At 31.8% G+C, this 24,910-nt stretch carries 28 protein-coding genes and 1 pseudogene; 28 read left to right on the top strand and 1 reads right to left on the bottom strand.

The window, feature by feature from the left end:
* Window positions 1-160 precede the first annotated feature (160 nt).
* The 10 genes from ACX6U0_RS00535 (at window position 161) to ACX6U0_RS00580 (ending at window position 9,809) form a co-directional block, all read left to right on the top strand.
* Complete coding sequence (locus ACX6U0_RS00535) at window positions 161-892, top strand: alpha/beta fold hydrolase (protein ID WP_464958057.1); 732 nt, start codon at window positions 161-163, stop codon at window positions 890-892.
* 304 nt (window positions 893-1,196) lie between these two features.
* Entirely contained in the window at window positions 1,197-2,312 is a 1,116-nt protein-coding gene (locus ACX6U0_RS00540) for an L-dopachrome tautomerase-related protein (RefSeq protein WP_464958058.1), read from the top strand.
* Window positions 2,313-2,413: 101 nt separating this feature from the next.
* Complete coding sequence (locus ACX6U0_RS00545) at window positions 2,414-3,196, top strand: alpha/beta fold hydrolase (protein WP_464958059.1); 783 nt, start codon at window positions 2,414-2,416, stop codon at window positions 3,194-3,196.
* A 159-nt stretch (window positions 3,197-3,355) separates the two neighbouring features.
* Entirely contained in the window at window positions 3,356-3,760 is a 405-nt protein-coding gene (locus ACX6U0_RS00550; protein ID WP_464958060.1) for a VOC family protein, read from the top strand.
* Between the two features lie 273 nt (window positions 3,761-4,033).
* On the top strand, window positions 4,034-5,623 hold the full coding sequence (locus ACX6U0_RS00555) for an Ig-like domain-containing protein (RefSeq protein WP_464958061.1): 1,590 nt from the start codon (window positions 4,034-4,036) through the stop codon (window positions 5,621-5,623).
* Window positions 5,624-5,892: 269 nt separating this feature from the next.
* On the top strand, window positions 5,893-6,243 hold the full coding sequence (locus ACX6U0_RS00560) for an HIT family protein (RefSeq protein ID WP_464958062.1): 351 nt from the start codon (window positions 5,893-5,895) through the stop codon (window positions 6,241-6,243).
* 118 nt (window positions 6,244-6,361) lie between these two features.
* On the top strand, window positions 6,362-6,853 hold the full coding sequence (locus ACX6U0_RS00565) for a hypothetical protein (protein WP_464958063.1): 492 nt from the start codon (window positions 6,362-6,364) through the stop codon (window positions 6,851-6,853).
* 506 nt (window positions 6,854-7,359) lie between these two features.
* Window positions 7,360-7,791, top strand: coding sequence for a DUF4829 domain-containing protein (locus ACX6U0_RS00570; RefSeq protein WP_464958064.1), 432 nt, complete (start codon window positions 7,360-7,362; stop codon window positions 7,789-7,791).
* 1,152 nt (window positions 7,792-8,943) lie between these two features.
* On the top strand, window positions 8,944-9,429 hold the full coding sequence (locus ACX6U0_RS00575) for a GyrI-like domain-containing protein (RefSeq protein ID WP_464958065.1): 486 nt from the start codon (window positions 8,944-8,946) through the stop codon (window positions 9,427-9,429).
* Between the two features lie 185 nt (window positions 9,430-9,614).
* Window positions 9,615-9,809: a hypothetical protein gene (locus tag ACX6U0_RS00580; protein ID WP_464958066.1), complete on the top strand. Its 195-nt coding sequence runs from the start codon at window positions 9,615-9,617 to the stop codon at window positions 9,807-9,809.
* Window positions 9,810-9,981: 172 nt separating this feature from the next.
* Here the strand turns inward: ACX6U0_RS00580 and ACX6U0_RS00585 are convergent, their stop codons facing one another.
* Window positions 9,982-10,365 (bottom strand): DUF3888 domain-containing protein, encoded by a 384-nt coding sequence (locus ACX6U0_RS00585; RefSeq protein ID WP_464958067.1) that lies wholly within the window; start codon window positions 10,363-10,365, stop codon window positions 9,982-9,984.
* Between the two features lie 211 nt (window positions 10,366-10,576).
* On the opposite strand from ACX6U0_RS00585, the gene ACX6U0_RS00590 reads away from it, so the two are divergent.
* From ACX6U0_RS00590 to ACX6U0_RS00675, 18 genes and pseudogenes are all read left to right on the top strand, one after another.
* Window positions 10,577-11,158: a DUF5105 domain-containing protein gene (locus ACX6U0_RS00590; protein ID WP_464958068.1), complete on the top strand. Its 582-nt coding sequence runs from the start codon at window positions 10,577-10,579 to the stop codon at window positions 11,156-11,158.
* Between the two features lie 353 nt (window positions 11,159-11,511).
* Window positions 11,512-11,967: a GNAT family N-acetyltransferase gene (locus ACX6U0_RS00595; RefSeq protein ID WP_464958069.1), complete on the top strand. Its 456-nt coding sequence runs from the start codon at window positions 11,512-11,514 to the stop codon at window positions 11,965-11,967.
* A gap of 168 nt (window positions 11,968-12,135) precedes the next feature.
* Window positions 12,136-12,705 carry a histidine phosphatase family protein gene (locus ACX6U0_RS00600; protein WP_464958070.1) on the top strand — a complete coding sequence of 190 codons (570 nt, stop codon included), beginning with the start codon at window positions 12,136-12,138 and terminating at the stop codon, window positions 12,703-12,705.
* Window positions 12,706-13,526: 821 nt separating this feature from the next.
* On the top strand, window positions 13,527-13,985 hold the full coding sequence (locus tag ACX6U0_RS00605) for a hypothetical protein (protein ID WP_464958071.1): 459 nt from the start codon (window positions 13,527-13,529) through the stop codon (window positions 13,983-13,985).
* Between the two features lie 77 nt (window positions 13,986-14,062).
* Entirely contained in the window at window positions 14,063-14,224 is a 162-nt protein-coding gene (locus ACX6U0_RS00610) for a hypothetical protein (protein ID WP_464958072.1), read from the top strand.
* Window positions 14,225-14,390: 166 nt separating this feature from the next.
* Window positions 14,391-14,591 (top strand): hypothetical protein, encoded by a 201-nt coding sequence (locus ACX6U0_RS00615; RefSeq protein ID WP_464958073.1) that lies wholly within the window; start codon window positions 14,391-14,393, stop codon window positions 14,589-14,591.
* A 491-nt stretch (window positions 14,592-15,082) separates the two neighbouring features.
* A complete protein-coding gene (locus ACX6U0_RS00620) occupies window positions 15,083-15,538 on the top strand; it encodes a cell wall hydrolase (RefSeq protein ID WP_464958074.1) in 456 nt (151 codons plus the stop codon).
* Window positions 15,539-15,832: 294 nt separating this feature from the next.
* A pseudogene (locus ACX6U0_RS00625) lies at window positions 15,833-16,351 on the top strand (GNAT family N-acetyltransferase).
* Between the two features lie 213 nt (window positions 16,352-16,564).
* Complete coding sequence (locus ACX6U0_RS00630; RefSeq protein WP_464958075.1) at window positions 16,565-16,846, top strand: hypothetical protein; 282 nt, start codon at window positions 16,565-16,567, stop codon at window positions 16,844-16,846.
* Between the two features lie 811 nt (window positions 16,847-17,657).
* Window positions 17,658-17,960: a hypothetical protein gene (locus ACX6U0_RS00635; protein WP_464958076.1), complete on the top strand. Its 303-nt coding sequence runs from the start codon at window positions 17,658-17,660 to the stop codon at window positions 17,958-17,960.
* Between the two features lie 195 nt (window positions 17,961-18,155).
* Window positions 18,156-18,410 (top strand): hypothetical protein, encoded by a 255-nt coding sequence (locus ACX6U0_RS00640; protein WP_464958077.1) that lies wholly within the window; start codon window positions 18,156-18,158, stop codon window positions 18,408-18,410.
* Window positions 18,411-18,580: 170 nt separating this feature from the next.
* Entirely contained in the window at window positions 18,581-18,817 is a 237-nt protein-coding gene (locus ACX6U0_RS00645; RefSeq protein WP_464958078.1) for a hypothetical protein, read from the top strand.
* Between the two features lie 124 nt (window positions 18,818-18,941).
* The gene (locus tag ACX6U0_RS00650) at window positions 18,942-19,751 is read left to right on the top strand and encodes a class I SAM-dependent methyltransferase (RefSeq protein ID WP_464958079.1); all 810 of its coding nucleotides are present in this window, start codon (window positions 18,942-18,944) and stop codon (window positions 19,749-19,751) included.
* A gap of 343 nt (window positions 19,752-20,094) precedes the next feature.
* Window positions 20,095-20,748 carry a response regulator transcription factor gene (locus ACX6U0_RS00655; RefSeq protein WP_464958080.1) on the top strand — a complete coding sequence of 218 codons (654 nt, stop codon included), beginning with the start codon at window positions 20,095-20,097 and terminating at the stop codon, window positions 20,746-20,748.
* A 2-nt stretch (window positions 20,749-20,750) separates the two neighbouring features.
* A complete protein-coding gene (locus ACX6U0_RS00660; protein WP_464958081.1) occupies window positions 20,751-22,154 on the top strand; it encodes a sensor histidine kinase in 1,404 nt (467 codons plus the stop codon).
* Between the two features lie 63 nt (window positions 22,155-22,217).
* Complete coding sequence (locus tag ACX6U0_RS00665) at window positions 22,218-22,775, top strand: hypothetical protein (protein WP_464958082.1); 558 nt, start codon at window positions 22,218-22,220, stop codon at window positions 22,773-22,775.
* A 132-nt stretch (window positions 22,776-22,907) separates the two neighbouring features.
* Window positions 22,908-23,786, top strand: coding sequence for a VanY-A/VanY-F/VanY-M family D-Ala-D-Ala carboxypeptidase (vanY, locus tag ACX6U0_RS00670; protein ID WP_464958083.1), 879 nt, complete (start codon window positions 22,908-22,910; stop codon window positions 23,784-23,786).
* A gap of 556 nt (window positions 23,787-24,342) precedes the next feature.
* Window positions 24,343-24,687: an SdpI family protein gene (locus ACX6U0_RS00675; RefSeq protein ID WP_464958084.1), complete on the top strand. Its 345-nt coding sequence runs from the start codon at window positions 24,343-24,345 to the stop codon at window positions 24,685-24,687.
* Window positions 24,688-24,910 lie beyond the last annotated feature (223 nt).

The raw sequence follows: 24,910 nt of genomic DNA on the forward strand, positions 1-24,910 counted from the left end.
ACCATGGTTATATAACCATGGCTTTTTTATGCACATTATCGAGCAATTATGACAAACTAACTCAATGCGTTTTATTAAAGGTAATGACGGAATTGTTGAAGAAGGAAAGTTAAATTTTAACGAATAAAAGAAAGTTGTCAAATTGAGAGGAATGGATTAAATGGACAAAGAAATGGTTGTGCAAATTAGTGTTTGTAAACTATATGCTAAATTGCTGGGAGAAAATAATGGAAAACCAACGATTGTAATGGATGCTGGATATGGAGATTTTTCCGAGGTTTGGGATCCTATTATTGGAGATGTTTCAATGCTCTCTAATGTGTTAGTTTATGATAGGGCAGGACTTGGGAAAAGCGAAGCAAGTTCTAACCCCAGAACCAGTGATGAGATGGTTAAGGAATTGAAGGAACTTCTTATTGAAGCCAAGATAGAACCTCCATACATATTAGTGGGGCACTCTTTTGGTGGAGTTAATATGAGGATGTATGCTACTAAATATCAAAATGAAGTTTGTGGACTTGTCCTGATCGACTCTACGCCTGAAGATTACAGAGAAAGATTTCTTCCAACTATGTCACAAGATTTTCAAAAAGCTTACAATAATCAATTCATTTCCGAAGGGAATTTAGAAGAATTTATAGAGAGTCTAACGCAGTTAAAAGAAACAAGAAGGAAATTAACAGTTCCATTAATTGTTCTTTCAGCTGGTAAGAAAGCTCATTATTCGAATGAATCACAAGAGTTATGGAATAAAATGCAGAAAGAAATTCTTGAAATTTCCACAAATGGTGAAATGGAAATTGTTAAAAAAAGTGCACATTATATACAAAATGATGATTCAGAAGTGGTAGTCAGTGCTATAAAAAGGTTGATTGACAGAACTAAAGATTAGATAGTGATGAATTTTACTTCAAATATCGTGAGCGTTAGTTGAACAAGATATAGGGGCTAATTATGGCTCCTATTTTACTATTTGGCAGTTGAATAGGTAAAGGTCTATTAATTTTAGTTAAGATATTGATATCCCAGATAATTAAACACCATAAGTTTTAAAGGATTTCAAACCGCTGTTATTAAAAATAAACGTCGCAATATATTACTTTAAGAAAGCCCATTTTATTTCAAGAAACATGCACTAGAAAAATTATGAATCATATATAGGTGATATCCCATTTAAATGGTTGAGGAGGATTATCATGAAGCCTATGTTACCTAGTGAAAAATATTTCGGTAATTTTGAACTAGTTTATGAATTTCATGGGGCTATGCCTACAGGTGTTACTGTTTCAGAAACCGGTCGTATTTTCATTTGCTTTCCGAAATGGGGAGACGATGTTAAATTTACGGTGGGGGAAATTGTTGGCGATAAATTGCAGCCTTATCCTAATTTACAAACCAATTTGGTTAACCCCGAGAATATCACAATGACTTTCATCAGTGTCCAAAGTGTAGTTTCTGATGGTAGGGGAACGCTTTGGATATTAGATACAGCGGCTCCCAATTTCTCTGAACCTATTAAGGGGGCGGCAAAATTAGTCGCTGTTGATTTAGAAACCAATACAATAAGTAAAGTATATACCTTTACAGAAGAGGTTGTCCTGCCTACAACTTATCTGAATGATGTCCGTTTTGATTTTCGTGTTGGAAAAGCAGGTTATGCCTATATAACGGATTCTTCTTCAAGAGGACCAGGAGCTATTATCGTCGTAGATTTATCAAATGGAAATGCGTTTAGACGGTTAAATGGGGCAAATTCAACTTCACCCGATCCCTATTTTTTACCGAAAGTAGAAGGTCGAATTTTAATGAATCGAAACAAAGACGGTTCAACTTCCCCATTTAGATTGGCCTCTGATAGTCTTGCTATTTCCCCCGATGGAAAGATTTTATTTTTTGCTCCACTAACCAGTCGTCATTTGTTCTCGATTTCAACAGAAGCCCTGAGAGACAGAACGATTTCGGATATGGATGTATCTTATCATGTGAAGTATTGGGGAGAAAAAGGTGCGTCTGATGGAATGATCACCGATGCAAAGGGAACTGTATATGCTGGAGATTATGAAAACAACAGTATCCGTAAGATATTTCCAAATGGCAAAATGGAAACTATCGCACATGATCCGAGAATTTTGTGGCCAGATACTTTTTCAATTGGTCCGGATCAATATTTGTATGTCATTGTGAACCAATTACATCGACAGCCTAGATTTCATTATGGAGAAGACTTAAGACAGAAACCTTATAGTTTACTTCGTATCAAAATTGATGAGTTCCCTTCTCCGACCTTTTCAACTAACGGATCCCATAGTTAAACAAATTATTTGAATTAAAAAGGATTTTCAACTAGTAATATATGTTTTCTTACGTGAGTATCTTATTGCAGAGACCAACTTTACTAAACGGAGGAATCTGTGTGGGATACTATATTACTGTAGAACCAGGTGTAAATATATATGTAGAGGATGTAAATCCGGAGGGGAATAAAACAATTCTATTTATACATGGGTGGCCTTTAAACCATAAGCAATTTGAATATCAGTTTAATATTCTTCCAGCAATGGGGTATCGATGTATAGGCGTTGACTGGAGGGGATACGGTAATTCGGATAAACCTTTCAGAGGCTACAATTTTGATAGATTAGCAGATGATATAAGTATAGTAATAGCATCGTTGCAGTTAAAAGATATCACATTAGCAGGACACTCAACTGGAGGAGCAATTTCGATTCGATATATGGCTCGCTATCAAGGTTATGGAGTTTCCAAACTTGTTCTTATAGGCGCTGCATCTCCGACTAGTGTTGAGAAAGAAATTGCAAATAATTTTATTACAGAATCACTTAATGATCGCCCTAAAATGTTGCAGGGTGTAACAGAACTCTTTTTCTTCCAGAAAATTTCCAGCCCATTCTCGGAATGGATATTTCAGTTAGGATTACAAGCAGCTGGTTGGTCGACTACTGCAATCATGAGTACATTAAGAGATGAGAACGTGTACAATGATCTCGATAAAATATTGGTGCCTACACTAATTATTCATGGCATCCATGATAAAATCGTTCCGTTTACAAAAGCACAGGAAACAAATAATTTAATAAAAAATTCACAGCTTGTACCATTTCAATACAGCGGTCATGGTTCATTTTGGGAAGAACGTGACAAGTTTAACCAGCTATTGATACAATTTATTGATTAATATAAGATAACGAATAATTAAATTGGGGCTGTTCCATCAGCTCCTACGTGTTGTACAACTAACTGGTGCTTTAGTTGAACAACGCATTTAATAAAGGTTTTTTTTCTATTCTTGTTGAAATTTAATATAAATAAAATAAGATTAGGATAGGTATTTCACATGGATTTAAAAAAACAACAGATACATAGTTCATTAAAGGTTTTACTTGTAACTAATTTAGAAAAATCAAAAGAGTTTTACCAGGATGTCTTAGGATGTGAAGTGACAGAATGGTGGGTAATAAGAGATGGATTTTCTGGTTTAGGAATAAAGCTATTACAAGCAAATTCTCCTGAAGATGTACAGCCAAATAAACCTGGGAAAGACTCTAATGTTGCCTTCGATATATACTGTTATGTTGAAGATTGGTCATCTCTTGATAAACTATATGAAGAGTTTAGGGGAAAAGGGGCAGAAATATCAATTGAACCTTGGATTGATTATGATGCTGGTCCTTGGAAAGAATTCGCAATTAAAGACATTGATAATTATTGTATAGGGTTTGGTGGAACAAATAAAAATTAAGACAATATTTTAAATTCCTAATTAACTAACTGTCGCATTAGTTCAATATTGAGAACAGCCTTTGGCTGTTCTTTTTTATATAAAAATCAGAATGAACTAACTGTCACAAAAGTTACATAACAGGAATCGTTTATTCGGCTCTTTTTAAAACACATGCAGGAACTGGAAAGTATTTTTTATTCTTAATAGCTAAAAAGAATGTTAAGATAAATTGACCAATAATTTTAAAAATTGGTTCATCTAAGAAAAACATAAAGGAAGCGGGAGAGAAAGTTGGCATTCAAAAGAATAAAATTGAAATTAGGATTCACCTTAATGTTTATAGCATCGTTTGCATTGATGTTACTAAACCATTATCCAGAAGTAGAAGCTGAAACAGGAACAATTGTAGACTATGACAGGATAAACGATGATAGAACCTGGGGAATAGAAGGTTCACCTTACCATCTGAGAGATGAAGTTTGGATCGAATATAATGGGAATTTAAAAATTGACCCAGGTGTTGAAATAATTGGAGAAGGTGGGGGCTTTGTCTTAAAAGGTAATTTAAATTTAATTGGAACACCTGAAAAGCCTATCAATCTTACTAATTTATTCTTCGCAAGATCTGTTCCATCACTTGGAGAATTAACAATTGATAATGCGTTATTAAATAATGTAAATAGTAGTTTTTCTACTAATAAATTTACTTTAACAAATAGTGTATTAAGTCAAAGTATTATTACTACAAGTCAAAATGAAACTAAAATTGAAAATAATGCATTCAAAAATGATTCAAAACTACGTCTACAAAATAATTTTCAGTTAAGTGTTCAGAATAATACTTTTGTAAATAACTTAAAGAGCCCAGCTTTAGATATTATTGGAGTTGAAGATATTCCTTCTAAATATTTATTTAAAGGAAATAACTTTATAGATGTAGGTAATGAGGTAATTAGTATATTAAATCCACCCTCTAGTAATCAAACTGCTATTATTCCATTAAATTTTGGAGATAATTATTTTGGAACAAATGATCCTTCAGTGATTAATCAGATGATAAAAGACGGAAATGACGATCCTAATAATCTAGTTATTGCAGATTACTTACCTATAAAAGAGAATTTCAGTCCTGATGCACCATTTATTTTCTATTCGAAAAATTTAACAGATCAATCGAAAATGGTTAGTGGAAACGTAGTTGGAGATCAAAATACTAGTTATTCAGTAACAGTGAAAACAGAGGATGGATCATATTTTGGTCAAACGACTCAAAATGGCATTTTTGATATTGCAATTCCTCAGCAAAAAAAAGGAACAGTTGTCTCGATAATTGTAACAAATCCTAAAACGAACAGTAGTTCCAGGGATAACATTAAGATTATAGATATTACACCGCCAAGTAAACCTATTATTTACGCCATTGGTGATAAATCCGTTACAGTGAAAGGGAGAGCCGAAGCTAGTTCAACAGTTTCTGTAAGAATAGGAACTAAGGAGTACAAAAGTATTGTAACACCAAGTGGTACTTTCCAAATAAGTATTCCTCTACAAAAAGCAGGGAAAGTTTTATCATTCTATTCGATTGACTCAAATGGAAATAAAAGTGAAGTTACAAATATTGTTATAAAGGATGTTACGGCTCCTGCTACACCAAAAATATATGCAATAACAAGTAAGTCGAAACTATTGACAGGAAAAACTGAACCATATGCATATGTAACGATTAAATATAGTAAGTATACAGTAAATGTAAGAGCTGATAAAAATGGTATATTTAAGATGAAATTAAAACCCATGAAGAAGGGTACGTTGTTTACAATTAATGCAAAAGATAAGGCTGGTAATATAAGTAAAAAAACAACTATAAAAATTAGTAAATAAGAAAAGGGTGTCCCTAAAGTTATACTTTTGAGACACCCTTTCCTCGTTTCTTATTACCTCTAAAAGCTCTTGTGCTGATTTTAATTTACTAGGTACATCTGGATCTCCTAGAAGAAAATTATACTTAACAAAAAAAGGGTAAAATATTTCTCTAGAGAAAGTGAGTAACAACCGTGATGAGGTACATACATTAATAAGCTAGTAAATTAGTTATCAATCAATATCCCTTATTCAACTCAATAAAAATTAGGAGTTGTTACTAGTGGCAAATGGTATTGAGGATTTTTATTGATGAAGTATTAAGTGGAAAGACGGCAGTAGAAAAAGTGTTGGAAACTGATAATACATTAGCCTTTTATCATACGCGTCCTTTTTATGAGGTACATATCGTGGTTATTCCCAAAAAACATGTAACTTCATTAATCGATGTTAAACCAGAAGATAAAGACTTGTTAGCCGATTTGTTTTCAGTTCTTCAGAAAGTATCAAAACAAGTAAACGAAAAATACGGTGCATGTACAGTATCGACTAATATAGGTGAGTATCAAAGCAATAAACATATGCATTGGCATGTTCACTTTGGAAAACGTATAAAGTTTTTAGACGGTACCTGGTGTTAAAAAGACATAATATGAAGATTTTGAAAGTATAAATTAGAATTTCTTGTTTAACTAACGCATGCGATAGTTCATTATTAAAAATTGTAAGGCATCCTTTTTGTAGAAGGAGGGACTTTATTTGTTAAGGAATAATTGTTTGGTGTTTGGTTTGTTACCCATCATTCTTCTGACTATTGGATGTTCAAAAATAGAATCGCCTGTAAAAGAGGAATTGAAAGTACCCCATAGCTATGGTGTTTCGAGTGAATATAACCATGCTAAAGTATTTCTAGATTTACTAACAAAACAGGGAATTAAGATTACAGAAATAAAAAACTCTAATACTATGACTCTTTTCCAAACTAAACCTAATTATGCCATGTCTGTGAAGAGTGTGATGGGTAATTTTGTACTAATTCATCTTGAGTATAAAAATGGCAAAGAATTCTCTTTTGTAAAAAAAGAATCGTCAGATGGTAGATTTAAATATTTAATTAACAAAAATGGTAAACCAGTGAGAGTATACGATTCAAACTCAGAAACATATTTTAATAAGAATGAAGAATACATTACGATAACACAATCAAAAGATTTAAATAAGATATTAAAGAAAGTTTTGGAATCAAACTGATGATAATTAGGATATTTATAGAATTTATTTAGATATAAAACTGGAGGATTATATTTAGTAATAGTTTTGTTTATTGAACTAACGGATGCTTTAGTTTAATAAGGAAATAAAGATCACTTACTATAAGAATATTTGTCTTAAAACAAACGCATCATCTCTGGGGAGGATGTATAATGTTTTTTTATGATGTAATTTGTTTTTGTTGTAAAAAGGAATTTAGATTATACGAAGGCAGTAAGGAATATAAGTTATACAAGGAAAATAGAAAGCTATTATATTGTTGTGTACAATGTCATGGTAATATTCGTTTAGAAGCTATAAAATATTTCTTTAGATAGTAAATGGCGAGATAAGTATGTTGATCTAACTGGCGCAATAGTTTAGATTAAGTAGCCCATTGGCTGCTTTTTTATTTAAGTAAATTGCAGATTAGTTGAACAAGGAAATTAATCAATTTTTGTAGAATTGTATTCTAAATATGAATCATGAAAAATGGGAGTTCTTTTATGAAAAATAAGAAAATGTTTTTTTCTATTTGTACATTATTGGTTGTTGTATTTTCTAGTAATCTATATAAACATCTAACAGATAAAGTACAGGTAAGAATTGAAAAATCAAATAAGTTTACTGAAGATGAAATTAATGCAGCAATAATTACTGTGAAGAAAAAGTTTAATTTCAAAGGATGTGAGCTTACAGACGTATGGTATTCGGAAAAAGAAGCCAATGTTTTAACCGAAGCATATTTGAAAAATGGAAGAGGCTCTGAAAATGATGTGAAGGAAAAAAATGTAATTGTTTTGCTATCTAACTTCAATGTGAATTCATCTGGTGGTGATGGAAGTTTCGAGCCAAATTCAACTCAATCCAATTGGAGTTGGACTCTAATCAGGGATCATAAAAAGGATAAATGGAGAGTTGATTCTTGGGGTTATTAACTTTTCATCTACTGATTCTAAAATTCAATCTAATTAAACCAAATTGCCCTAAACAAAATTATCTTTGTGTAACTAACTGGTGCGTTAGTTGAACAATGGGCTGCTTCAGCAGTCCTTTTATGTTGTAATTTGGCAATAGAGCTGAATAAGAAAAAGGTCGAAACTACATAACATAAAACTTATTAATTGGGGTGAGTTCAATTTGAAAGAAAAAAAGACATTTCTATTATTGATAGATACTATGATATTTATTGCTGTTTTCTTTTTATTAGATTGGATGTTAAATAAGAAAGGGGCTTTTTCATTACAATTTTTAATCCCTTTGTTCGCCACTGGGATTACTTATTATGTTGTAAGGAGATTTATTATTAAAAAAAGAACGGGTTAATCTAATTCAACTAACGTTGGTTCAATGAAAATTGGTAGTTCTATTTTTTTTCACTTACTATCAATATTAAAATTTAACAGAGCCTAAAATAAAAAAATCGAGTAATTTAATTATTATATTTAACTTAGTAGCTCATTCTACTTTTTTTCTGGTTTGTTTATAGGATATATCATTATACAGTCAAAGGTTATTAAACTATTGAAGTTAGAACAACCAACATGGTATCAAGAGTATCTTAAAATTGTATAATCTTATAGTACTAACTAGCGCGTTACTTGAACAACAAATAGAGGATGATCAATAATGATACAATCCTCTATTTCGTTAACTGGCAGATTAATTGAATAAGAAAAGGACTAATCTTTAATGTAGAATAAATAGTATAAATAACTTGTTAAATACTGGAAATAATTAAGTGCTAGTCAAAGGAGAAAAGATGATAAAATTTTTAGTGATTAGCTTGATCTTCGTACCTATTGTTGTCATTATCACAAATTTGAAATTGCAGAATATTAGTGTTTGGATACTTTTCTTGCTATTTGCACAAAGTGCTATCTATTTTATTTGGGACTATGTTGTAAAAAGAAAAAATAATAAGAAACAATTCAACTAACGTATGCGTTAGTTGAAGATTATGAGCTGCTACTATGCAGCTTTTTTTATTGAGGTATTTGGCTGTTTACTGAAAGAAGGTTATTCACTCATAGAAAGCGAAAATTGTTAAAAGTAATTTATGACGCTTTAGAAGAAATGGAGGGAATAAATTGAGTTATGAAATTATAACGTTACCGGCCTATCGTACAGTAGGATTAAAATGGGAGGGAACATTCTCTGAAATTATACCTAATTTAAAAAACGTCATTCAACAAGTTAAAGACCGTGTCGATGAATTAGAGAATAAGGTGAATCCTAATGTTCAATTAGGTCTATCCTACCATGTAATTGAGAATGGGTTCGCACATTACGCGGTGTATGAAGTGAGTGAGGAGCAGGAAATTCCTGATGGGATGATTGAAATATGGGTTCCTGAATGGACCTACGTGAAGACGACACATAATAAAGGAGAAGATATACAAAAGACGTATACGGATTTACATCAATGGTTATTTGATAGTGACTATACCGCATTTAGAGAAACTGGTGTAGATTACTATGATCCTTATATGCCGATTAAACATGAACATTATCCAGTTGATTGTGATCCGGATGATCCGCATTTTGATATTTATATACCGATTTTAAAAAAATAATATTTTTGGGCTGGCTTATAGTTGTTATTCTAGCATATATACCTATAGGTTATAGGATTCATAAACGCCTTAAGAAAATGAGGTTAAAAGATTAAACGGAGAATGAAATTTTGCAACTAACTGGCGCGTTAGTTTATTATTTTTAAATCGTATGAAAACTCTTATTTTTCAATAGAGGAGTATTTATGGCAAAGAAAATTTATGGATATATTTTGGTTTTAACTATTTTAATTGCAAATGGACTTACAATATTTGATTTTGTTAATGGTTCTAAAAATTTCAAGTTTGGGTTCATTATTTCTGTAACAATCTTAGTCGGAATCCTCTTGTTTTTATTTGATAAATTGCTTATTAAGAAAGTTAGTGTAACACGGAAGTAAATTGACTTTAAGTAAAGTTTTCAGCTCAACACCTATTCACCTAACTGGCGCGTTAGTTGTACAACCGATTTATCAATGTGAATGTAACATTAAGTTGAAATTAAGAAAATGTGCTATTACTAGAAAAGGAACACTTCCTAAAGAAGTGTTCCTTTTCTTTGAAATTTTTATCTCAGTGGTATGTTTTTAAATGTTTGAAGCTTATTAATTTTCCTCTTGAATTGACAACTACCTCGTCTACTCCATAACTGTTATGTGCACCATAATATGGGTTTACTTTTAGAGTTAATTCGTACAAACCACCTACACCATATACTTGTCTAATTTTAAGTAGTTCAGTGTCATATGAGGCCCAGCTTAGAGGAATTGGAGCATTTTTATCATTCTTATAAATTTGTTCAATTGCTTCATCTACAGGTCTAATAAGACTACTAACTAGTGCATATTTAACAGTTTCACAAAGCTCTGTGTCAGCTTCATTAATAGTTTCTGCAAAAGCTAAATGTAATGGGGGTAACCATAAGATTCCAAAGGTTAAAAACATTATTTTTTTCATTTTATCACCCAATTATATTATTGGGCTACAATCGTTTTTTATTCTTTTTGTACCATTCCGACTTTTTTGTTGTACAACGTTCAGGGATTTTAAATTATGAAAATAACGGATAGTTGCGTATTAAATATAAAAAAATTCTGTTCGCGAAATAAGTTATAAGTTAAAATAAGGAAGATTTCGTTGACAACATTAGAAGAAACAGGAGAACAACATGAAAAGAATTGTCTTATTATTTATAATAATCATAACTATTGTAGGTTTAGTTGTATGGAATGGATATAAGGACTCCCCTCAGAAAACTACAAAAACCTTCTTAGAAAGTATTCAAAAAGGCAAATGGAAAAGTGCCTCAAGTTATATTGAAAATCTAGATGCAAAAGCGTATTTCCTTGAGGAAACGTACAATAAATATAATCGAGTCGTATTTAAGAAAACGGAATATAAAATTGGTAGCATAAAAAAAGATGAAAAACATGCTTCGGTTAATGTAAAGTTAACAACAATTGACAAACGAAAAGCTCAAGATAAAGTAATTGAAATAGTAAGGAAAGAAACATTAGAAAAAGATTCAAGTATTGGATCCCATGTAGTTGATTCAATTCCTTATCTTTTAAAGGTTGCGGAAAGTCCCTCAGCTGAAAAAGTGACTATACCAGTCCAATTAAAATTAGAAAAAGTAGGAGATACGTGGAAAGTAGACTTAACAGAAGAATTTATGGATGCATTAACTGGTACATATGATCGAAGTACCGATACACATATGATATTTGAAAGAATAGATTCTACGAACTAATTAGATAAGTAGCTCACACATGCTTTAGTTCAACAACAAAAGACAAAAAAAATCAACCATTTGTAGACTCGTTATTGGAAAACGATGAACGATGTAAAGTGTTTTTTCTAAAAAGATTTGATGAAGAATCAAAAAAGTTTATTAAATATTTGTAGTAATTTTATATAAATATATTATCTAACTAACGGATGCGTTAGTTGTACAACATATGGCTGCCTATGCAGTCATTTTTTATTGAGCGAAAAAGCATGATGGTTTAAATAGGATAAAGGTCTCAATTAAAAATTGGAAATATTTGTTAAATTTATAAATAGAGTATATCTTGCTCAAACAACTGTAATAAAGGAGAATCTATGCTGAATAAAAACGTAGAACTTGTAGAACTAAATACCGACAATTGGTATGAATGCTGTCAATTAGAGGTATCTGAAGATCAAAAGAGTCATATCGAACCGAATGCAATCTCGATTGCTCAATCGAAGTTCGAATCCTCACTAAAGCCATATGCAATTTATTTAGAAGGTAAAACAGTTGGATTTTTAATGTTTAATACAATTGAAGAAGAGCTTGATGGCTATTGGATATATAGAATAATGGTTGATAAAAATTTTCAACATCAAGGCATAGGTAAAATTGCGACGCAGTTAATGATCGATGAGATTGCTAAACTACCGAATGCCCAAAAAATTGTTGTAGGTTATCATCCTGAAAACTTAGGCGCACATCATTTATATTCAAGTTTAGGCTTTATTGATCATGGTGACAGATTTGGTAAAGAAATGGCAGTAGTATTAGATATTAATAAATAAATATTCTTGTAAAAACTAACGCATGCGTTATTTAAACAACAAATAAGAGGATGATTATTAATATATCATCCTCTATTTCACTTAATATGAGTTTTGTTGCACAAAGAAATTCAAATTTGGAAAATTATATTATAATTAAAAGTGATTAATCATTATTAGGAGTCTAATATGGAAATTTCTTTGATAAGGCATGGTAAATCTCTATGGACTGAAGATAAACCAATAACAAGTAGAGAGTTTAAAAATTGGATACAAAAATATAATGAAAATGGGGTCTTTGAAGAAGAGACTTATCCATCAGAAACTCTCAAAAAAGTAGAGAATACTAAAGTAATAATGACAAGTGATTTGATAAGATCAATTAAATCAGCAGAGTTTTTAAATCCTGGTATTACATCTAAAGCAGAACCTGTGTTTCGTGAAACAGAATTACCTACTCCTTTAACAAATTTGTTTGGATTGAGGTTAAAACCCAGTATTTGGGCAGTGATATTGAGATGTTTGTGGTTTTGTGGTTATTCAAGTAACTGTGAGTCTTTTAATGAAGCAAAAATTAGAGCTGAAAAAGCATCAAATTTATTAATAAAATATGCTCAAGAACATGCTGAAATTGTATTGGTCGGCCATGGATTTTTTAATATGTTGATTGCTACAGAACTTAAAAAGACTGGTTGGAAAGCAAATAAAAAAACAAGTTCGAAACATTGGCATTTAACCACATTTTCAGTCGATGGTTAAAAGATTTTATATTTACTTCTTATTCAACTTAAACATGCAATATTGAACAATTCAGGAGTCGATGATGTTCGACTCCTTTTATGTAATTGGCAGTTTAATGTGTGATCTTAGAATTAAATTTAAGTTCGTTTTAGAAATTGGTTAATTTGTATGTAAAAAACGTTAACCGAAATGATTAACGCTTTTTACATAGTGGAAAGAAATGAAAACTTGGCGAATATTTGGTTATCAAATTATTAAATTAATAAAACTAGCGCTGATTTAGTGAAATTCCAGTTTCAGTATTTCAATATGGAGTAGGTGTTGGGGGAGAACAATAGGAGGAAACAATTTCTCTTAAAGGAACTGAATATTCATTCCATCTACCGCCGAAAAAAGCCATATATTCTGTATTCTCCTAAAGTCGTTAAAAAAAACCAGAAATTGTCCCCGTTTCTAAGCCACAAATACGTGAAGCGATTCAAACAATTCTGAAGACCCCAAGGATTAAGGGCATAGGGTCGCATTTGTTGTAAATTTATCATAATTCTAGGTTCACTCCTATTGAAAATTAGACTAATAACCAGTTTATGTTCAGGGAGAAAATTTGGTTTGGGTAATTGCCTAGTAATCTACCTAATGAAAATATGAGAATGGTGTTTTTAACTAAACGAGATTGTGAACAGTTTAAATAAGTCCATGGAGTTCTTCAACTAACGGATGCTTTAGCTCAATAACAGGAAGGGGACTGAATGGCATCCCTTTACTCTGTCAATTTGAAGGCTGTATAGTTGGTATTATTCTATTATTCTTTGTCATTGATATCATAAGGGGTGAGGAAATTGACCAAGAAAAACAAGTTTATACAGAACCTAATATATCTTCTTTGTGTCATAGTAATTTTGGGTACAATTTATATTTTTCGCCCAATAAGTGCAAATAACGTATTTCCTGAATTGGAAAATGTAGAAAAGATAGCATTCATTGTGCAGTTTGATGAGAAAAAAGATGCTGAGTTTAAAAGTATTGAAATTAAAGAAAAAGAAGTAGTAGATTATTTCATAAATTTGTTAGAGATGAACAAGTATCGAAGAGTTTTTGGTGAGACAAATATACAAAGTCAAACAAACGCGATTGATATTGTAATAGTTCATAATTCGAGCAATTATTCAATTGTTATTAATAATAAAGGGTATGTTGTCGTTGATGAAAAGAATAGTAAGAAAAAATATAAAATCTTAAGTTCCAAAAACGACACTTTGATAAAGTTAATTGAAGAGATGTTTATTGGCAAATCGTGATTAAAGAAATCTTATTCAACTAACGGACACAGTAGTTCTATAAAGTATATATATATGTCAGATTTTTGGAGGTTGTTATGAAAATTAAAAAGAATCCAGTTGAAAACCTCAATGATGCAGTTAACAATTCAATGTCTGGGGACTTAAATGGAATATCAAAAATAGGATGCTTTCCTATGATTATATTAGTGGTTATTATATTCTTTATATATCTTTTGATAAGATTCACAGGTAATTAAAAATCATTTATTCCTAATGCAATTGGCGCTTAAGTTGAAAAATGATTGACTGTTCCGGGGATTTTTTTACTATGATAACTTGCAGATTAAACGATTAATGTTAAAGGTAATTAAGCTTCATTATTGAATATAATAATCTAAAAGAAATAAAAAAAAGGAGATTATTATGAAACCTTTGATATCTGTATTGTATATTTCTTTCGGTCTATTAATTGTTACATTAACGTACTTTGAACATTTTTCTGGTCCTAAATATGTTACAGATATTGGGTGGTTACTTGTTATTGTTGGGTTAGTTTATCCGTATTACAGTAAAATTGTTAATTATTTAAAGTTAGAATTTAAAGAAGAGGAAAAGGATATTTAACATATCTTATATAACTAACTGCCGCTTTAGTTGTAATGCACCAAGGCAATTATGGCGCCTTTTTTGCTCTAAATATCAGGATAGTTTTTTAGATTGTTGAATAAATAGGATAATTTGCTTTGGATATTTGAAGGACACTACTGTTAAAATAAAAAAATACTAAGCTATCCTTGAGGTATTTTAGTGTATTAACTCAAAGACAAGTCGATTAAAAAAGATTTAGGTGCATAAGCGTTGAAAAAAATGAATAATAATATAATAATATTTGGTACTTTAATTTATTTTTTTCCTTTTTATTAGTTTTTACTGTGAGTTTACCTTTGTATATGGTAATAGGTATGGGGTCTGGAGATCCTACCCTTGAAGCCTTACTTTTAAGACTTTGATTAATAACCTTCTTTCCTTGAGAATGTAATGATCATTTCTAAAAGCGAGGTTTTTTAATGTAAAAAGTTGTGAAAAATCATATCTTGAATAAAGGGGGTTTTTCTATGACTCGAATAAAACACAATCAAAATGATGTTGAATTATTGGCACGATTAATCCGAACCGAAGCGGAAGCGGAAGGACAAAGGGGGATGTTATCTGTTGGTGCTGTCGTGATAAATCGAGCCTTGGTCAAGTGTTCAGATTTCAAAAATGTTGATACAATTCGAGAGGTCATTTATCAATATCATGGGAGCGACGCTTCCTTCGATGCGATTCAATCGCCATCTTTTTATCAAAGAGCGACCGAGCCTTATTTGAAACTTGCTAGACAAAATTTACAAAATTGGCGACTATATCCTGCTGTGTATTCTTTGTGGTACTTCAATCCATCAGGTGCGGGAGTTCAAAATACCCAGTGCCCGCCTACATGGTATGGTCAGCCTTTTGCGGGAGTTTGGAAGAATCATTGCTTTTATGAGCCGACTGGGGCGGAATGTGCGGAAATTTACGAAATATAAAATAAAAAAAAGAGGCGAAATTGGCGTTTATTTTCCTTCCGAAAGTATGTCTGCGAAGACGTTGAATGTTATATTTGAAACTCTAAATGATTCGGAAAACATGATAAAGTAAATATTTATCGAACTAATTGGCGAGATAGTTTAAAATCAAGAAGGCTGCTTTAGCAGTCTTTTTATTATGTTAATTGGCAATTTAGTTGCAATAGAAAAGGACAAAGTTTATAAATATTGAATTTATTGAGTAATCGAGTTTTAGGATATTGATTAAAGAAGGATAATTAAAAAGTAAGGAGGATGGAGGTTATTTCAGAACAATTAAAAAAACACATTCAGATTGAGCCATGGGAATATAAGGATCTAGAATTACTTTTTCGAATAAATCAACCTGAAATGATGGAGCATCTTGGAGGTCCTGAGAGTAAAGAACAGATTTTGAATCGCCACAAACGATATCTTAACCTTAGTGAAAAGGGATGTATGTTTAGTATTAAATTATTGCCATAGCTTCAACCAGTTGGTTCTGTTGGTTATTGGCAAACGGTCTGGAATGATGAAAGTGTGTATGAAATTGGTTGGAGCGTTCTACCAAGTTTTCAGGGGAAAGGAATTGCAACAAATGCAGTGAACCTAGCAATTGATAAATCAACCGCTGAAAAAAAATATAGGTATATTCACGCATTTCCTTCGGTCAATAATCCTGCTTCAAATGCAATTTGTCAGAAACTTAACTTCAATTTTATTTCAGAATGCGAATTTGAATATCCGCCTGGTAGCATTATGATATGCAATAATTGGCGTTTAGAACTTAAATGATTTCTAACATTCGGTTTGATAAATCTTCAATCAATCCATCAAACTCTTATTCAACTAATTGGCGCGTTCGTTGAATATCGTTAAGTACTATAATATCTTTTGTAGAAATGGAAAATTTACTTTTTTGTACTTGAAGTAATTTAAATTAAATAAACGAACTGTTGTAAATAACTGTGAACAATAATAGAAGTAACATATATAGGAAGTGGTTAATTGAGTTTATATTCATTTATAGCAACAAACTATGAAATGCCAGAAGTGGATAATACCAATACACGGTATATTACTGTGAAAGATGCTATTGAAATGGGGTTAAAATCTCCAAATGTACCTTGGGAGGATATGGACCCAAACGCTGAAGTATTATTATGTGAAGATGAAGACGATTTAAATAAATTGGTCATTTCTAAAGAAGCATATTTTGGAGATTGTGGGTTTACAAGTTATCCATTCATTTATGAAGTAACTTTTACTTATTCGGAATTGAATGCTTAGCAATTACTATATTTCCTTAAAGAAAATATTAGAGAAGGTCAGCTTTTAGAACTATGGTCAGTATGGATCGGTAATGATGAACTTAATATACCTTATACTAGATGTAGGTACGAGGAATTATCTCTAAATCATTTAATTCAAATGTATAATTCGCAGCATGAAAAATATAAAGAACAAAGTTGTTTAGTAATAGAAAGATAAAAATTTAATTATTTCTTATACAACTAAATGGCGCATTAGTTGTACAAAATCAATCGTCGTATATGCGATGATTTTATTGTGAAACTTTAGGATTCCTCAAGATTTTAATCCAAGTGTCCCTAAACAACTTATTGAACTAACTCATGCGTTAGTGGAACATCAAAAAGAGGTTGATCATTAATTGATCAACCTTTTTTTCGCAATAAGACAGGACAGTGCAATAAGTGTTTTATAAAATAACCCCTTAAAAATGGGTAAATATGGTAAAATAAAAGCGTGGTAAAAATTGGAGATTTACGTGCAAATGGAGCTGATTTTAATGAAAATAAACACTAATCTGATTCAATTAGCAATTACGATAATAATTATTTTTGGAGGAACTTTCCTTATTCGTTATTTTAGAACGGGTGAACTTTTAATAGACCAAATTATAGGTATTTCAATAGGCTTATTAATCTTAATTTTTTCATTTATTTGGAAAAGAACTAATAAACTATCATGAATATAATTTTTCTATTCTATTTACAACCTTATTTATAATTTTCTAATCCAACTAACGCATGCGATAGTCACTATATTGCTGAAATTCTATATGTAGGGGGGAGTTACAATGACTTCGTTAAAAAAAGGGTTGTGGTCAACCACATTGAGCATTGTAGGCATTATATTGTTTATAGTGAGTTATTCTATTTCCGATACCCCATCCAATGGGGAAAAAGTCGTCATAGGAATATTTTTTTTTACAGGAATTGCCTTTATGCTAACAAGTATAGTATTTGGTATCTTGGGAGTAAGATCTAATGAAAAAGGCTTCTTAAAATATGTTGGAATGCTAATTGTAATTCTTTTCGTTATAGGAGTGACCATTATTCCAGTGTTGTTAATGGCTATTTTTGGTATTGGAGAATCATAAAGCAACTATTATAGGAAAACAGTCTAAATATAATACTCTAGTTAACTACTAATCTTATACAATTAACGTGGGCGTTAGTTCAACAAAATCATTAGTCGCTAATGGGGCTTTTTTTGTTCATCTATTTGGGAGGATAGTCCTTTAAGAATATAGAAATATATCAAAACGAAAACATTGGAGCTTGGAGGTAAATAATTGTATAAAGTAATGAATTTAACGTCCTTTATACTCTCCATGGTTTGTTTAGGGCTATTATTTATTTCTAATATATCGCTATTTCTTGTTTTTTCATTGAGTTTTATAACAATTATTACTGGATTATTAGGTTTTCTAGGAGCTTCTACCTTGCGAGGAAAAATAAGAAGTGTATTTACTTTAATAATATCAGTAGGTTTATCACTATTTATTGGAACAGTTCTTGCTTTAGGTAATTTATTTCAGTTCACATAAATGAATCATGACTCCTATTGAGCTAACTGGCTCATTAGTTACATAAAACGAGTTGCTTGTAGCTCGTTTTTTTATTGATGTTAAAGACAGTCTAGTTGAGTAAGTAGGCATATATAAGAATTGATTTATGATGTAAAAAAAACTGTAAAATGATAAAAGGAGTAATATTTTTGAAAATTATTAGAGTTATTTTTGCGATAATTGTATTAACGATTTCAATTTATGGTTTGAAAACGGGTAACTTCAAGTATCAACCGTTTATGCTATTATTCTTAGGGGGAATGTTAATAATTAATGGCATTATTGAATTAAAGGAAAAACAAAAGAAATTTTCTTTTAAAAATCTAAATATTGTTGTAACTACATTCCTATTTGTAGTTTCAGTCATTGGATTCTTCTCCAACTAACTAGCGAGTTAGTTGAAGACGAATGCAGTGGATTGCTACTTTTTTATTTGACAGTTTAGTTGGAGAAGGATAGTAGCGATTTATGTAGAATTACAATTAAAACTATGAAAATAGGTGGATTTATATGAGCAAAATAATAAGCTACTATAATCAATTTGATGAGTGGGGAAGGCTTGAACGTGAACCGATTGAATTTCAAGTAAATTGGCACTTTATTAAAATATATTTGCCTAAAACAGGATGTATACTGGATAATGGCGCAGGACCTGGAAAATACTCAATGGAGCTTGCAAAAGAGGGGTATAAGGTAACATTAACTGATTTAACGCCAAAATTAGTTGAGATTGCTAGAAATAAAGCACAAGAATTTCAATTAGAAGAGCAATTTGATGGGTTTTATACTGCTGATGCGAGAGAACTTGATACGATCAATGATGAACAATTTGATGCATCATTAATGCTTGGTCCAATGTATCATTTACAAGAAGAAAATGACCGTATTCAAGCAGTTAAAGAGTTAAATAGAGTGACTAAAAAGAACGGACTTGTTTTTGTTGCCTTTATGCCTAGGATAAGACACATATTTACATCGCTATTATCTCCAAATAATTGGAAGCCAAATGATAATATAGATACTATACTTCAATTTTCTCAATCTGGTTGTTTCAATCACTCAGATGAGGGGCGTTTTACAGGCGCGTTTTATTTTAATATTGAAGACATCAAACCTTTTATGGAAACTCATGGATTTGAAACTTTGGATTTAATTGGTTCAAATGTAGGAGCAATTTTAAACAATGAAAGCTGGAATTACTGGAGAGACAAAGGTGAAAAAGAGGTAGAAAAAATTATTAACTTAATTAAAGAAAAAGCAACAGACCCTTATATTCTTGGAAATTCCTCTCACCTGCTTTATATTGGCAAGAAAAGATAAAATATGATAAATACAACTTATTTTTTAACTAACTGGCGCATTTAAATGGCGCGTTAGTTCAACAAAACTATGGAGCTGAGTAATCAGCTCCTATTTTATTATATGGCATAATAGTTTAAGTGAAATCATTCACAAATAGGCTCGTGTTTATTATTCTAAAGTATATTTTTTAAGTAACAGGACGATTTTTGAAGTGAACTCAAAAAAGTTAGTCAATGATAATGATGCTGATTTAATGTTAATTGCACTGAGGGGTAAGCCTATAGCTAAATTGAATTTAATTTACAACTTGTTTACAACTCTAAGTTAGAATCCTGCTAACATGTAGGTGAGGTGGATTCTTATGGCGAAAATACTGATTGTAGATGATGAGAAGGCAATTAACGATTTGATTGCCGTAAATTTAAAGATGGTAGGGCATGAATATGTCCAATTATATAGTGGAGTTCAAGTTTTGAAAACATTAGATGAAATGCGAATCGATCTAGTTATTCTAGACGTGATGCTGCCTGGCAGAGACGGCTTTGAAATCGTACAGGATATAGTGAAACGAAATGTACCGGTTATCTTCTTGACTGCAAGAAATACGGTTACTGATAAAGTGCATGGCTTGGAGATCGGAGCGGAAGATTATATAGTCAAGCCTTTTGAAGCAGTGGAGCTCATCGCTCGTATCCATGTCGTTTTAAGAAGAAACCAAACGGTCACAAACGAATTTAGACTGGATGACACCGTTGTTGAATTGGAAAAGCATATTGTGACTGTACATGGACAAGCAATCGAAATAACAAATAAGGAATTCCAATTATTAGATCTTCTTATACAAAATAAAAATATCGCGCTTTCCCGTGAGAAAATTATTGAGCAAACCTGGGGCTATGATTTTTATGGGGACACAAGAACTGTAGACGTGCATATTCAGAAGATTAGAAAGAAACTAAACTGGGAGAACCGGATCAAAACTGTTTATAAATATGGTTACAGGCTAGAGGTGTAAAGATGAAATTTTGGCAGAAAACGTATCTGTGTGTGTTGATTGTATTTTTGATCGCTTTCGACCTTGGAGCCTATGGACTTTTAAAAAAGAGTTACCAACTAAACGAACAGCAGGATATCTCTAGAGGAGTGACTGAGTTCAGGAGCATCGAAAAATCATTAAGCTATATTTTGAGTGAATATACTGAAGATACTGGAAATGTCAACTATGAACCAGTGATTGCTAGTTTCGCTGCACATTATTATAAAGATGATATCCTTTTAGAGATTTACCAAGCGGATAAATTAATCTTTTCAAATGCCTACCAATTTGTAGGGGATCGGGCAGAAATACATGGTGATCCATACAAAACCGTATACAGAAAGATGAACGATGAGCTATGGCTGTTTATCGGTGGGAAAATGGATTTCAAGGATTTAAAACTAGTTATCTCCAGAAATTCAGATTATTTACAGGAATATTATGTTACCCTACGGCAGTATTTCATTAAATTGAGTTTTGTGATTTCTTTGATTTTATCGGCAACACTTATTTTTTTATTATTTCAATTAACTGCTCCCATTCGCAAGTTAAACAGAGGTGTAAAGGCGATTGCTGCAGGAGCTTATGATCAAAGAGTAAAAGTAAGAGGAAACGACGAATTTGGAGAATTAGCACAAGATTTTAACAAGATGGTTGATGCTGTTTCTAATCATATTGAAACGATAAAAAAAGTGAGTGAAGACAAAGAAATATTCATCAACAACCTTACGCATGAACTGAAAACACCTATTACGGCTATCAAGGGATATAGCGAGTTTTTAAATCATGCCAATTTTAATGAGGAAGAAAGGAAAATGGCGGTCCAATACATTTTTGAGCATATTGCACGGCTGGATGTCCTTTCAGGAAAAATGATGCAATTGTTATATTTGAAAAGTGAAAAGATTACCTTGGAACCTGTTAATATAGATAAGCTTTTTTCATATGTGGTAAATATGGAACGATATCATATAGAGGAAAAACAGATGAAGATCATACATGAGTGTTTTGCCGAGGTAGTCTATGGAGACCAAGATCTATTGCAGTCTTTGTTAATTAACTTAGTAGAAAACAGCATAAAAGCTTCCTCGAACGGAGGAGAAATCCTATTGAGAAGTTATCATTATCAAGAAGGAGTTGTACTTGAAGTATTGGATTATGGAAGAGGCATCCCTGAGAAGGACATTGAAAAAATAACAGAAGCTTTTTATGTAGTGGACCGGTCCCGTTCAAAAGAACTAGGGGGGATTGGGCTTGGCTTATCCATCTGTAACCAGATTGCCCAGCTCCATCATGCTAGAATACAAATTGATTCAATAGAAAATGAATATACAAAGGTTTCTGTTTTTTTACAACTATTTAACAACTCAAAGATAAGTTCATAACACGGCTCCATCATACTAGGTTTGTAGCTACGAAACAACAATAAAATGCTGGAGGTAATGAAGATGAAAAAAATGATGAAAAAAAAGATTTTCGCAACAACACTAACTGCAGGTATAGCAACCGCATTAGTTACAGGAAACGGCGTTGTGTCGACATTTGCTTATTCAGGTGACGACGCCCAAAAGGTGGAGGTCATTGGTCAAAATCAACAGCCGGGAAACACAAGCACAAATATGGTCTCTAGGGTGGAAATTACGCAATTTCAAGATTCTCCATATATGGCTTCAAAAAGAACAAGTCAAGATATGAACGATCAGGAAGCGATAGAGATTGCGAAAAAAGCGATTGAAGAAAAATATAAGGTTTCATTAAATGGCACGTATGCTTCAGGGACTTTCTGCGACCGGGTAGACATGGAAGGAACGTTCTATTTTGTTACCTTTGAAGATCGAAAATACACATATTCCGACGCCGAACTCATCGAAGCGAAGAGGAATTTAAAGGCAGGTAAAGATATCGGCATCAAGCAGAACGACCTTTACACCGCATCTGTAAACTCCAAAACTGGGGAAATCGTTGATATTGAGAAAAATCCAACTGCACCAGAAGGAGCAAATTAAACTTTAACAAAATACCCTTATCGTTTTTTTGGGGAAACCTTGGATCGTATATCTCATACAATCCAAGGTTTTTTATTACTTAGTTATGCGAAAACAATTGCTCCCAAAGAAGAATAAGGAGGAAACTGAAAAATGAAGAAGCGGGGATTTCTATTTTTATTATTAATGTGCATATGTTTAATTTTCATAAATAATCAACCGTTATTTGAACCAAAAGTAGCAACTCAAAAACTAAATCAAAAAGTTAATGATGAAGTAGAGGGAAAAAGCACTTCTGAAAATATTCTCCAAAAAGTAATCACTGTAGAACAAATCTATCAGGGAAATCTGCTTTTGGTCAAAAGTGAAATTCCAGTTCACCCAGAAAGTATTAAATCGGATGTAATAAATCTTTCTACACACGATGAATTGACAAAGGGATTCGAATTGAAAGATAGCGAAATTTATTTGTCAGAGGAAATAGCACGTAGATTTTCAGAGATGAATACTGCTGCAGAAAAAGATGGAGTTCGTAATTTCTCCATAACTAGTGGCTTTCGAGACTTTGAGGAACAAAGTATTCTATATCAAGAAATGGGTTCTGCCTATGCCCTGCCAGCCGGCTATAGCGAGCACAATTTGGGATTATCTCTTGATGTAGGATCAACTCAAATGAAGATGGCAGATGCGCCCGAAGGAAGGTGGATAGAAAATAATGCTTGGAAATACGGGTTCATTTTACGCTATCCGAGGGATAAAACGGATGTAACAGGAATTCAATATGAACCTTGGCATATCCGCTATGTTGGTTTGCCACATAGTTCGATTATGAAGGAAAAGAATTTTGCTTTAGAAGAATATCTAGATTACCTAAAAGAAGAAAAACAAATTACTGCTAGATTTAATCGGAATAAATATAAGATTACTTATTACCCTATTTTTCAAAGCAAAGCGATTAACGTAAATGATAAAAGCTATTATGAAATTTCGGGTAACAATATGGATGGTGTAATTATGACCGTTTACGAATGATATTGTAAAAAAGAAATATATATATATATCCAGTAATAAGGAAGCGTAGTATCAGTTTTGTGAACATGAAAATGAATAAGTAGTGTAAAATATTTATTCTTTTATTCTACTAACTGGCGCGTATATGTATAAGATTAAGAGTCGCATATGCGACTTTTTTTAATGAACAAACTGGAGATTGGCTCTATAGGATTCTCTAGTGATTTCCATAATTTAACAATTCATGGTATGATATATGTAAATATGGTGGTAATCAGGAGGCGTATTTCTTTTGAAAACCCACAATATATTATCAACTCGTTTTTGGAGGAGTTGTAGAAAAAAAGTACTAATATCTTTAAAGTTGGATTTTTAATGTTTATGTCTGGTATATACTTATCTACCACTGATCTGTAATTGGTATTTTTTTATGTATCTCATGGGGTTTAGAAATGGGGACTGGCACTTATTTTTTGGACGAAAAAAGCTAAAATCTAATTCAAATATTGCATATATTAGTAGAAGATGGATAGGGTTTCAGAACAATATTAAGTTCACTTTAATTAGGGGTGAGAGATTGGACAATATATCTTTATATTTTATCAGTTTATTTATTCCTTTTCTTATGATTGTTATTGGTATTGCACAAAAAATAAAAGCTCCCAAAAAAATAAATCATTTTTACGGTTATCGCACATTTCGGTCCATGTCATCACAAAAAGCTTGGGATCATGCTCAAAAGTTGTTAGGTTATTATTCCATTAGATTTGGTATCTGTAATATAGCGATTGCGATATTCCTATTGTATATTTTACCTTTTTCATTAGATGTAGTTACATTAATTAATATGGGAGTTAGTATGTTTTTTTTATTTATTCCAATTGTCTTTATTGAAAAAAATTTAAAGAGAAATTTTCAGTAACATAGCCTTATATTTTTGTTCAACTAACTGGCGCGTTAGTTGAACAGCGATGGACTACTTCGGTAGTCTCTTTTTTATTGAACTATTTTGCAGTTAAGTTGAACAAGTAAACCAATAATATGTTAAAATTTGGTAATTAATAGGGATTTGAATTAGTAGATATTTTCAAATTATCCATTTGAATTCTTGGAGGTAAACATGAAAAAATCACCTAACATCCTAA

It is taken from the genome of Gottfriedia sp. ABJ_BB2_2 (assembly GCF_055484705.1).